Genomic DNA, 11,883 nt, shown 5'->3' on the forward strand with positions numbered 1-11,883 from the left:
CCCGCCGTGAGCCCGAGCCGCACCCCCGCCCCGCGCCGGTCACCGGTCGGCGCGCGGCCGACGCACGCGGTGCACGTGCTGGGCGGCGCCGACGGCCCGGACGGCGGCGAGTGCCCCTCGGCCGGCGCGACGGCCTACGCACGCTCCCTCGCCCAGGGCCTGACCGCCCGCGGCGCACGGATCACCGTCTGCGCCCGGCACGACCCCGCGCTGCGGCACGCCTTCACCGGAACCGGAGCGGACGTGCGGGTGCTGCGGGGCCGCACGGAAGCCGAGACGGCCGTCTCGCTGCGCGCCGCGTGCCAGGACGCCGACCTCGTCCACGCACACGGGCCGCACGCCGGGCTCCTGGCCGCCCTCGCGCTCGGCCCAGGGCGCCAGGGCACCCCCCTCGTCGTCACCTGGCACGCCCCGCCCGGACCAGGGCCCGCCCGCCCCACTCGCGCCGACGCCGCCCGCGAGCTGGTGACCAGGCTGCTGGCCCGGCGCGTCGCCCGCGCGGCGACCGTCGTGCTCGGCGCCACCACGGCGCTGGTCGACGCGGCGCGCCGCAGCGGCGCCCGCGACGCGCGGCTGGCTCCGGCCCCCATCCCCATCCCCGTCGCCGGTCCGCACGCCGGTCCGCCAGACGGCTCGGCGGACGGCTCGCTCGACGGCTCGGCGGACGGCGCGGAGACACTGCGTCACAAGGTGCGTGCGGGCCTCGGCGCGCTCGACCGGCCGCTGGTCATGGCCGTCGGACGCCTCGACGGCCGACGCGGGCACGAGACGGCGCTGACCGCCTCCCGCGCCTGGCGCAGGCTCGACCCGCCACCGCTGCTCGCCCTGGCGGGGGAGGGGCCGCAGCGGGCCGCGCTGCAGCGCCGTATCGACCGCGAAGCGCTGCCCGCCCGGCTGCTGGGACGGCGCGACGACGCGCTGCGGCTGCTGGCGGGCGCGGACGTGGCGCTGGTGCCGGGCCGCTGCCAGGGCCGCTCCTTGGTCGCCCAGGAGGCCCTGCGCTCCGGCGTGCCGCTGGTGGCGGCCGACGGCGGCGGCGTTCCCGAACTCGTCTCGGACGCCGCCGTGCTGGTGCCCTGGGGCGACGCCGACTCGCTGGCTGCCGCGGTCCTGACCCTGCTGACCGATCACGACCGCCGCGCGGAACTGTCCAGGGCGGGCCGCGCCCGCGCCCGTACGTGGCCGAACGAGGACGACGCCGCGGCCCAGGTCCTCAGCCTCTACGACGAACTCACCCGCACCGCGGCCGGCCGCTGACCCGAAACGGCGTCGCGCACCGCAGCGTCGCCAGCCCGCAGCCCGCAGCCCGCAGCCCGCAGCCCGCAGCCCGCAGCCCGCAGCCCGCAGCCCGCAGCCCGCACGACCCGAGACCGGGGGGCGGGGCGCACGCCGGAGCATCCACGCGGCTCCGCGCGGCTCCACGCCCCCGCAGACACAGCAGTGCGCCCGGTTCGCCTGTGCACCCCGGGCGCTCTCACTTCGGATTCCGCCGGGCCCCGGACCTGTGGATCCAAGGCCCCGACGTCTCAGACCCCGTAGGCCCCGGAGGCGGTCAGCCGCAGGGCGGTGTCGATCAGCGGGACGTGGCTGAAGGCCTGCGGGAAGTTGCCCACCTGCCGCTGGCCGGCCGAGTCCCACTCCTCCGCCAGCAGGCCCACGTCGTTGCGGAGGGCCAGCAGCTTCTCGAACAGCTTCCGTGCCTCGTCGACCCGGCCGATCATCGCCAGATCGTCGGCGAGCCAGAACGAGCAGGCCAGGAAGGCACCCTCCTCGCCGGCGAGTCCGTCCACGTTCTCGCACGCCTCGCCGTCCGGGCCGGTCTCGGCGCTGGTCGGGTAACGCAGCACGAAACCGTCCTCGGTCGACAGCTCGCGCTGGATGGCCTCGATGGTGCCGATGACCCGCTTGTCGTCCGGCGGCAGGAAGCCCATCTGCGGGATCAGCAGCAGCGAGGCGTCCAGCTCCTGGGAGCCGTAGGACTGCGTGAACGTGTTGCGTTCCTTGTCGTAGCCCTTCTCGCACACCTCGCGGTGGATCTCCTCGCGCAGGTTGCGCCAGCGCTCGACCGGGCCGTCCACGTCGCCCGCCTCGATCATCTTGACCGTGCGGTCGACGGCCACCCAGGCCATCACCTTCGAGTGGACGAAGTGCCGGCGCGGCCCGCGCACCTCCCAGATGCCCTCGTCCGGCTCGTCCCAGTGGTCCTCCAGATAGCCGATGAGCTTCAGCTGAAGGAGCTGCGCGTAGTCGTTGCGGGCCAGACCCGTCATGTGGCCCAGATGCAGGGCCTCGACGACCTCGCCGTACACGTCCAGTTGGAGCTGGCCGGCCGCGCCGTTGCCGACGCGTACCGGCTGGGAGTTCTCATAGCCGGGCAGCCAGGTCAACTCGGCCTCGGACAGCTCGCGTTCGCCCGCGATGCCGTACATGATCTGGAGGTTCTCCGGGTCGCCGGCCACCGCGCGCAGCAGCCACTCGCGCCAGGCCCTGGCCTCCTCGCGGTATCCGGTGCGCAGCAGGGAGGAGAGGGTGATGGCGGCGTCCCGCAGCCAGGTGAAGCGGTAGTCCCAGTTCCGCTCTCCGCCGATCGCCTCGGGCAGCGACGTGGTCGGTGCGGCGACGATCCCGCCGGTCGGCGCGTAGGTGAGCGCCTTCAGCGTGATCAGCGACCGGACCACGGCCTCCCGGTAGGGGCCGTGGTACGTGCACGTCTCGACCCAGTCGCGCCAGAACTCCTCGGTGGTGTGCAGCGCCTCCTCCGGCTCGGGAAGCGGCGGCGGCTCGCGGTGCGACGCCTCCCAGCTGATCGTCAGCGCCACCCGGTCGCCGGGGCCGACGGTGAAGTCGGAGTAGGTCGTCAGATCCTTGCCGTAGCTGTCGACCTCGGTGTCCAGCCACACGGAGTCGGGCCCGGCGACCGCGGCCGTGCGCTGCCCCTGCTTGTGCACCCACGGCACGACCCAGCCGTAGGAGAACCGCATCCGCAGCGACGAGCGCATCCGCACCCGGCCGCTGACGCCCTCCACGATCCGCACCAGCTGCGGTGCGTGGGACTCACGCGGAGGCATGAAATCGATGATGCGGACGGTGCCCCTGGGGGTGTCCCATTCCGACTCCAGTACGAGGGAGTCCCCCCGGTACCGGCGGCGGTCGGCCCGTGGCGGGTCGCCGCCCGCGGGGTGGGTGGGGCCCACCCGCCAGAAACCGTGCTCCTCGGTGCCGAGCAGGCCCGCGAAGACGGCATGGGAGTCGAAGCGGGGCAGGCACAGCCAATCCACCGCCCCGTCTCTGCCCACAAGGGCAGCTGTCTGCATATCCCCGATGAGTGCGTAATCCTCGATGCGCCCAGCCACGTGCATCTCCAGTCGAACGAAAACGAACGGCGACGCCCCCGTGGGACGTGCTGGTTGACCTGTGTGTTTCTGCCTGTCCTTGGCAAGTGTCCGTGCAGGATACGACGCTGTGATCCCTTCCGCCCGACGGTCCGCAGAGTCCGGGTGCGCCGATGGGGTGACCTTCGCTACCGCGTTCACCTGGTGCGACTCCACCATCACCCTGGGGCGCGTGTGACGGCTTCCCCGGCCGCCCCGCCGACCTCGGCAGCGGCACCGCCCCAGCGGCACTGTTACGCTGGTAGCCCGTGGAGCGGTGGGCCGCGAACGCGATGTGTTCGAGACGCCAGCCCCCCGAACCGCAGCGAGGCCCCACCCGGACGGACACCCCTCCAGGATGCAGCCTCCGCACCCCACCAAGCGACCACGGGAGCCCCCTCTTGGCCATGCCGCCTACGTCCATGACGACCAAGCACCTCTTCGTCACCGGGGGTGTCGCCTCCTCGCTCGGCAAGGGGCTCACCGCCTCCAGCCTGGGCGCCCTGCTCAAGGCCCGGGGTCTGCGGGTCACCATGCAGAAGCTCGACCCCTACCTCAACGTCGACCCCGGCACGATGAACCCCTTCCAGCACGGTGAGGTGTTCGTCACCAACGACGGCGCCGAGACCGACCTGGACATCGGCCACTACGAGCGGTTCCTCGACGTCGACCTCGACGGCACCGCCAACGTCACCACGGGCCAGGTCTACTCCACGGTCATCGCCAAGGAGCGGCGCGGCGAGTACCTGGGCGACACCGTGCAGGTGATCCCGCACATCACCAACGAGATCAAGAACCGCATCCGCCGCATGGCCACCGACGACGTGGACGTCGTCATCACCGAGGTCGGCGGCACCGTCGGCGACATCGAGTCGCTGCCCTTCCTGGAGGCCGTCCGCCAGGTCCGCCACGAGGTGGGCCGCGACAACGTCTTCGTCGTCCACATCTCGCTGCTGCCCTACATCGGCCCCTCCGGCGAGCTGAAGACCAAGCCCACCCAGCACTCCGTCGCGGCGCTGCGCAACATCGGCATCCAGCCCGACGCGATCGTGCTGCGGGCCGACCGCGACGTGCCCGTCTCCATCAAGCGCAAGATCGGGCTGATGTGCGACGTGGACGACGCGGCCGTCGTCGCCTGCAAGGACGCCCGCTCCATCTACGACATCCCCAAGGTCCTGCACTCCGAGGGCCTGGACGCCTACGTCGTGCGCAAGCTCGACCTGCCCTTCCGCGACGTGGACTGGACCCAGTGGGAGGACCTGCTGCGCCGCGTCCACCAGCCCGACCACGAGGTCACCGTCGCGCTGGTCGGCAAGTACATCGACCTGCCCGACGCCTACCTGTCGGTCACCGAGGCGCTGCGTGCCGGCGGCTTCGCCAACCGGGCCCGCGTGAAGATCAAGTGGGTCACCTCCGACGACTGCCGCACCCCCGAGGGCGCCAAACGCCAGCTCGGCGACTGCGACGCCGTCTGCATCCCCGGCGGCTTCGGCGAGCGCGGCGTGGACGGCAAGGTCGGCGCCATCACCTACGCCCGCGAGAACCGCGTCCCCCTCCTCGGCCTGTGCCTGGGCCTCCAGTGCATCGTCATCGAGGGCGCCCGCAACCTGGCCGGCATCACGGACGCCAACTCCACCGAGTTCGACCAGTCCACCGCGCACCCGGTCATCTCCACCATGGAGGAACAGCTCGACATCGTCGCCGGCGAGGGCGACATGGGCGGCACCATGCGGCTGGGCCTGTACCCGGCCAAGCTCGCCGAGGGCTCCCTCGTCCGCGAGGCCTACGGCGACGAGCCCTACGTCGAAGAGCGCCACCGCCACAGGTACGAGGTCAACAACCACTACCGCACCGAGCTGGAGAAGAAGGCGGGACTCGTCTTCTCCGGCACCTCGCCGGACAACAAGCTGGTCGAGTACGTCGAGTACCCGCGCGAGGTCCACCCCTACCTGGTGGCCACCCAGGCCCACCCGGAGCTGCGTTCCCGCCCCACCCGGCCGCACCSGCTGTTCGCCGGTCTGGTCAAGGCCGCCGTCGCGCGCCAGCAGGGAGAGTGAGCACCATGGCCACCCGCATCTCCGACACGCCCGAGGAGTGGGAGGTCACCGCGACCTCCACCCCGTTCCAGGGCAACAAGACCGGTGTGCGCACCGACCAGGTCGTCATGCCCGACGGTTCCGTCGTCGGCCGCGACTACCAGACCCACCCCGGGTCCGTGGCCATCCTCGCCCTCGACGAGCAGGACCGCGTGCTGGTCGTCAACCAGTACCGGCACCCCGTGCGCGAGAAGCTGTGGGAGATCCCCGCCGGGCTCCTCGACGTCCCCGGCGAGAACCCGCTCGCCGCGGCGGAGCGCGAGCTGTACGAGGAGGCCCACACGAAGGCCGAGGACTGGCGGGTCCTCGTCGACGTCTACACCACCCCGGGCGGCAGCGACGAGGCCGTACGCATCTTCCTCGCCCGTCAGCTGTCCGAGGTCGAGGGCGAGCGCTTCGAGGTCTCCGAGGAGGAGGCCGACATGGAGGTCGCGCGTGTTCCGCTGGAAGAGCTGGTGCGCGGCGCCCTCGCCGGTGAGCTGCACAACAACTGCCTCGTGGTGGGGTGCCTGGCGCTGAGCGCCGCGCTGGCGAGCGGGGGCGGCCCCGGGGCGCTGCGGGCGGCGCAGGCGCCGTGGCCGGCCCGGCCGTTCGAGGCGCGGTAACTCCACGCGCCGCCCCCACCTGTTGGGGGCTCCGGTCTTCAGGAGCCCCCGGGGGGCCGCCTGCCCGCCCCGGCGAGGGTGAGCCGGCCACGGCGGTACCGCGTGCTTCCCTGCCTCTCAGGAGCGGGTGTGAGCCGGTGTGGTGATTTTCGAGACGGTGGGGGCGATTGTCGGCCCCGGCTCGCGGTACGCGGTGAACTACGCTCGCCAGTGATGCGTCTCGCGCACACCAGGTGAACAGCGAACGGGAGCGTAGCCCGTGACAGACCAGGCGGGGGAGCCCGCAGCGACGGGGCCGAGCCCCCACCCGTTCACGGGCCGCGGCCGCGAACTGAGCGCACTGCGCCAGGACATCGAGCGCGTCGGGCTGCACACACTGGCCGGGCAGCCCCCGCCGCACTGCCGCATTCTGCTGATCGCCGGCGCGCCCGGGTCGGGCCGTACCGCTCTGGCGGAGGAGTTCGTCCGGCGGGTCGCTGACCGCTACCCGGGCGGCGTGCTGCGGGCCCGCCTCACCGATCCGGGCGGCGCCCCCGTGCCGACCGAACGCACCGCCCGCGACCTGCTGGCCGCGCTGGCCGCGTCGCCCGGCCCCGGTGCGGCCGGGCAGGCCGCTCCCCGTCCGTACCAGTACGCGGTGCCCGCGCCCGGTGCGGACGAGGCCGCCGTCGCGGAGGCCTTCCGTGCCGCCCTCACCCACCGGGGCCGCACCGTGCTGCTGCTGGACGACGTCGCGGACTCCGAGCAGCTTCTCGACCTGGTGCCGGGGGGCCGGGACTGCCTCGTCGTCGCCGTCGCGACCGGCCCGCTGACCGACGTACCCGACGTACGGCCCTGCACCCTGGGGGGACTGGAGCGGTCCGCTTCCGTGGCGCTGCTGGCCCGGTACGCGGGTTCCTCACCCCGCTTCACGGTGGACCCGCGCAGCGCGGAGACGCTCGCCGAGCAGTGCGGTGACCTGCCCGCGGCGCTGACGCTGATGGGGGGCTGGCTGGGCTCCCGCCCCATGCTCTCCGTCCAGCAGGCCGCGAATGCCCTCGCCGAGGTGGCCGCGGGACCCGAGGGAGCAGAGCCGGAGGACGGCGGCGGCCTCACCGGACAGGGGGCGGACGGGGCGCGCGGCGCCGCGGAGTCCGGACCCGGACCCGCGCGCGAGCCGGCCGAGACCGCGGAGACCGGCGTTCCCGTGCCGGTGCGGGAGGCGACCGGCGCCGAACGGACGACCGCGCGGGGAACCCCCGAGCCGCTCGTGCGGGCGTTCCAACTGGTGCACGGCTCACTGGCGCGTTCCTCCGCGCGGCTGTTGCGGCTGCTGGCGCTCGCTCCGGCCGGATGCGTCGACCCGCAGACGGCGTCGTCGCTCGGCGGATGCTCGGTGAGCACGGCGTGCCTGGCACTGGACGAGTTCGTACGGCTCGGACTGCTGCGCGCGCTGGGCGGGGACCGCTACCAGGTGCCGGGCTGCCTGGATCCGCTGCTGCGCGCCGAACTCGCGGCACACGAACGTCCCGCCGACGCGATGCTGGCGCGGGCCCGGATGCTGGAGCGGCTGGTGCGTCAGCTCCAGGCGTGCCGTGCGGTGTGCGAGCCTGCCGGTTCGCCGGGGCGCGAAAGACTGGCAGGGATGCCGCGTGGGCTGCGTTTCGCACACCGCAGCGAGGCGCGCTCCTGGCTCCAGGCGCGGCGTCCGGCGCTGCTCGCGGCGGCGCGGATGGCCGTCGCGGAGGGCGGCGGCGAGCTGGACACGCTGGCCCGGCGGATGATCTCCGCGCTGGCCCGCGCCTTCGACGCGCACCGGGATCCCGAGGAGGCCGCGCCCGAGCTCTACCGGCTGCACGAGTTGGTGCTGCGGGTGGCCGAGCGGGGCCGAATGCACAGGGAGCGGGCGGCAGCGCTGCTCAACCTGGGGGACCTCGACGCGGGCACCGACCGCTTCGAGGGCGCCCTGGTGCGCTACCGCGCGGCCCTGGACGCCGCGCGGGAGGGGGAGGACGAGTGGGCGGCCGGGCGTGCCATGGAGTCGCTGGCCGGCGGCTACGCCGAGCTGGAGGACTGGGAGCGGGCCGCCGACTGGTACGGCAGGGCGCTGGCGCTGCGGCTGACCCGGGGGGAGCGCGCCGACCGTGAGGCCGCGGCGCGGCTCCACGGCCGGATCGGGGCGGTCCACACCTACGCGGAGCACTGGGACGAGGCACTGCGTGCCTGGCGCGCTTCGGCCTCGGCGTTCCGCAGGCTCCGCGACCCGGCGGCGCAGGCGCGTGCGCTGGCGGAGGTCGCGCGCGTGCAGGAGTGCGCCGGGCGCCCGCACGAGGCGCTGCGCTCGTGCGACCAGGCACTGTCGGCGGCGCGCGGCGCGGGGGACGGGCGGCTCGCGGCGGCGCTGGAGCTGCGTGCTGCCGGGGTGTGCGAGCGGGTCGGCGATCTGCGTGCGGCCCAGCGGCACCGTACGGCGGCGGAACGGCTGCTCGGCACCCTGCCGCCGCCCCGCTTCGACGGCGCGGCGGCCGGGGAGGCGAGCCGGGAGGGGGCCGGTGCGCAGGCGGTCGGCGCGGAGGGCCGGCAGGGCGCGGCGGGCCGAGCGGAACCGGGTGCCGGGCGCGCGGGAGGCCGCGCGGGGGCCACGGAGCGGCCGTCGGGCGCGTGACTCCGGGCCCGACACCTCGCAACCTGCGAAACGTATAGCGATAGCGAAAAAGATCGACCGTTTGTAAGGCTAGACAGCTCAGCCTCCTTTATTAGACTGGTCTCGCCGCGGTACCCCGATGTCTTCGAGCATGCGCGACCCGGCGTCTCTACTGCCTTCTGCACCCTGAGTGAAGGACCGTGATCGACGTGAAGGTCGGTATCCCCCGCGAGGTCAAGAACAACGAGTTCCGCGTCGCCATCACCCCGGCCGGGGTGATGGAACTGGTCCGGAACGGCCACCAGGTGTTCGTCGAGAAGAACGCCGGAGCGGGCTCCTCCATCCCCGACGGCGAGTACACCGCGGCAGGCGCCGCCGTCCTGGACACCGCCGACGAGGTGTGGGCCACCGCCGACCTGCTGCTCAAGGTCAAGGAGCCGGTCGCCGAGGAGTACCACAGGCTCCGCAAGGACCTGACGCTCTTCACCTACCTGCACCTGGCCGCCTCCCGGGAGTGCACGGACGCGCTGCTCAAGGCGGGCACCACGGCCATCGCCTACGAGACGGTCGAGCTGCCGAACCGCACGCTGCCGCTGCTCGCCCCGATGTCCGAGGTCGCGGGCCGCATCGCCCCGCAGGTCGGCGCCTACCACCTGATGGCCTCGGCGGGCGGGCGCGGCGTGCTGCCCGGCGGTGTGCCCGGTGTCGACCCGGGCCGCGCGGTCGTCATCGGCGGCGGTGTCTCCGGCTGGAACGCCACCCAGATCGCCGTCGGCCTCGGCTTCCACGTCACGCTGCTCGACAAGGACGTCAACAAGCTCCGCGAGGCCGACAGGATCTTCGGCACCCGGGTGCGCACCGTCGCCTCCAACGCCTTCGAGCTGGAGCGCGCCGTGCTGGAGGCCGACCTGGTCGTCGGCGCCGTCCTCATCCCCGGAGCCAAGGCCCCGAAGCTGGTCACCAACGACCTGGTGTCCCGGATGAAGCCCGGAAGTGTTCTTGTCGACATCGCGATCGACCAGGGCGGCTGCTTCGAGGACTCGACGCCGACCACGCACGCCGAGCCGACCTTCCCGGTGCACGACTCGGTCTTCTACTGCGTCGCCAACATGCCCGGCGCGGTACCGAACACCTCCACGCACGCGCTGACCAACGCGACGCTGCCCTACATCGTGGAGGTAGCGGGCCGCGGCTGGCGCGAGGCGCTGCGCCGCGACCCGGCGCTCGCCAAGGGCCTCAACACCCACGACGGCGAGGTCACTTACCCCTCCGTCGGCGAGGCGCACGGCCTGCCGGTGCGGGACACCGCCTCTCTGCTCGGCTGAGGCGCGCGCACCCCGGCGAGGGCCGGGAAGCGGCGGGGAGGCCGGGCCGCGGCCACACCGCCCGGTCAACCCCTCAGGTCAACGTCAGCAACATCACGTCACCGTCCGGACCTTGGTGGAAGGTCCGGACGGTGACGTCGTCATGCGCCCGCACGGCAACGTCAATTCGCCGCAAAAGTAACTGTCTCACCGTTTTGCCCACCCCCGAATCGGCCCGGGTGTCACCCGGGGGCCTCTTGACACAAGGGTGCTCGCATACCGACACATCGTGCCGTCTCCGGCGGATTGTGTTGCTGCGGACCGCCGACACGCCATAGAGTCGCCAACCGTCGGCATGGTGTCACGCTGACTAGTCGAGAAATTTCCTGGTCACCTTAGGAGGTAAGACGACTTGTGAACGAGTCGACATTTTCTCCCGGGGGTGGTCAACCAGGAGCGCCTGCACTCGGCCAGGGGTCCTCGGGCCCCACAGGTCCCGAGGGTGTCGGCTCCGTCGCTGTCCGCACCTTCGCAGCCCACCACAACCCGACGCACACCATGACAGCCAACCAGAGCACGGACGGCCAACACGTGAACGCCACGGCCGGCGACGCTACGAACGGTCAGTCCGCCGAGCGTTTCGCCGACTACACCGATCCGCACTACGACCCCAACTACGGCGAACTGCCCGAGGGGCACTTCTACGACCCGGACGCGGAGTACGAGCCCGACCCGGAGTACGCGGCCACGCTCGCGCCCGACGCGGCGCGCCAGCGGCGTGAACGCATCGGCCCGACCGGGCGCCCGCTGCCGTACTTCCCGATCCCCGGACCGGTCAACGAGCACGGCCCCGCGAAGATCATCGCGATGTGCAACCAGAAGGGCGGAGTCGGCAAGACGACCTCCACCATCAACCTGGGCGCCGCACTCGCGGAATACGGGCGGCGCGTGCTGCTGGTCGACTTCGACCCGCAGGGCGCCCTCTCCGTCGGCCTCGGCGTCAACCCGATGGAACTGGACCTGACGGTCTACAACCTCCTGATGGAACGCGGCCTGGCCCCCGACGAGGTGCTGCTGAAGACCGCGGTCGCCGGGATGGACCTGCTGCCCAGCAACATCGACCTGTCGGCAGCCGAGGTCCAGCTCGTCAGCGAGGTGGCCCGCGAGTCCACCCTCCAGCGCGCCCTCGGCCCGCTGCTGGGCGACTACGACTTCATCGTCATCGACTGCCAGCCCTCGCTCGGTCTGCTCACCGTCAACGCGCTGACCGCGGCGCACAAGGTGATCGTTCCGCTGGAGTGCGAGTTCTTCGCGCTCCGCGGTGTCGCGCTGCTGACCGAGACGATCGAGAAGGTCCAGGAGAGGCTCAATCCGGAGCTGGAGCTCGACGGAATCCTGGCGACGATGTACGACTCGCGCACCGTGCACAGCCGTGAGGTGCTCGCCCGCGTCGTCGAGGCGTTCGACAACAACGTCTACCACACGGTCATCGGACGCACCGTCCGCTTCCCGGAGACGACCGTCGCGGGCGAACCGATCACGACGTACGCCTCCAACTCCGTCGGCGCCGCCGCCTATCGCCAGCTCGCCAGGGAGGTGCTCGCCCGGTGCCACGCCGAGTGAGTCTCCCGGCAGCCGACGAATTGTTCCGCACGACCGGTGGCGCCGCGGTCCAGCCGTCGGCGCCGCAACAGGGGCCGCCCGCACAGGTCGGCCAGGTGAACGGCGAGACGGCGCCGCCCCCGCGAACGGGCGGCGCCCCCTCGCCCACCGCGCCGAAGGTGCCCGCGCCGTCCCCCGAGCCGGCGGCCGAGTCCGACAGCGGCGACCACACCGCCGCCGACGACTCCGGCAGCCAGGCCGAGCCCGCGAGCCGTCCATCCC

General features: G+C 72.9%; 7 protein-coding genes and 1 pseudogene. 7 read left to right on the forward strand and 1 reads right to left on the reverse strand.

The genetic code is table 11. The features are described from left to right. Positions 1-1,257 (forward strand): glycosyltransferase family 4 protein (locus tag AB8Z75_RS24375; RefSeq protein ID WP_369205453.1); only part of this gene is annotated, 1,257 nt, incomplete at its 5' end. 269 nt (positions 1,258-1,526) lie between these two features. Here the strand turns inward: AB8Z75_RS24375 and AB8Z75_RS24380 are convergent. Beyond that, positions 1,527-3,359, reverse strand: coding sequence for a glycoside hydrolase family 15 protein (locus AB8Z75_RS24380; RefSeq protein ID WP_369205455.1), 1,833 nt, complete (start codon positions 3,357-3,359; stop codon positions 1,527-1,529). Positions 3,360-3,778: 419 nt separating this feature from the next. Between AB8Z75_RS24380 and AB8Z75_RS24385 the strand changes: the two genes are divergently transcribed. The 6 genes and pseudogenes from AB8Z75_RS24385 to AB8Z75_RS24410 all read left to right on the forward strand — a co-directional run. Continuing rightward, positions 3,779-5,428: a CTP synthase gene (locus tag AB8Z75_RS24385; RefSeq protein ID WP_369205457.1), complete on the forward strand. Its 1,650-nt coding sequence runs from the start codon at positions 3,779-3,781 to the stop codon at positions 5,426-5,428. Positions 5,429-5,433: 5 nt separating this feature from the next. After that, positions 5,434-6,072 carry an NUDIX domain-containing protein gene (locus tag AB8Z75_RS24390; protein ID WP_369205459.1) on the forward strand — a complete coding sequence of 213 codons (639 nt, stop codon included), beginning with the start codon at positions 5,434-5,436 and terminating at the stop codon, positions 6,070-6,072. 259 nt (positions 6,073-6,331) lie between these two features. Next, positions 6,332-8,716, forward strand: a complete 2,385-nt coding sequence (locus AB8Z75_RS24395; protein WP_369205461.1) for an AAA family ATPase — start codon at positions 6,332-6,334, stop codon at positions 8,714-8,716. Positions 8,717-8,895: 179 nt separating this feature from the next. Beyond that, positions 8,896-10,020 (forward strand): alanine dehydrogenase, encoded by a 1,125-nt coding sequence (ald, locus tag AB8Z75_RS24400; RefSeq protein WP_369205463.1) that lies wholly within the window; start codon positions 8,896-8,898, stop codon positions 10,018-10,020. A gap of 393 nt (positions 10,021-10,413) precedes the next feature. Beyond that, complete coding sequence (locus tag AB8Z75_RS24405) at positions 10,414-11,622, forward strand: ParA family protein (RefSeq protein ID WP_369205465.1); 1,209 nt, start codon at positions 10,414-10,416, stop codon at positions 11,620-11,622. Further along, positions 11,607-11,883, forward strand: a pseudogene (locus tag AB8Z75_RS24410) (hypothetical protein); the annotation flags it as partial. The gene AB8Z75_RS24405 and the pseudogene AB8Z75_RS24410, both read left to right, overlap by 16 nt.

Origin of the sequence: Streptomyces sp. PU-14G (genome assembly GCF_041028275.1) — a bacterium.
GTDB lineage: Bacteria > Actinomycetota > Actinomycetes > Streptomycetales > Streptomycetaceae > Streptomyces.

What these genes read in the sequence shown, in the direction of transcription:
- AB8Z75_RS24390 (WP_369205459.1), top strand. Translation starts at nt 5,434, where the DNA reads ATGGCCACCCGCATCTCCGACACGCCCGAGGAGTGGGAGGTCACCGCG.
- AB8Z75_RS24380 (WP_369205455.1), bottom strand. Translation starts at nt 3,359, where the DNA reads ATGCACGTGGCTGGGCGCATCGAGGATTACGCACTCATCGGGGATATG.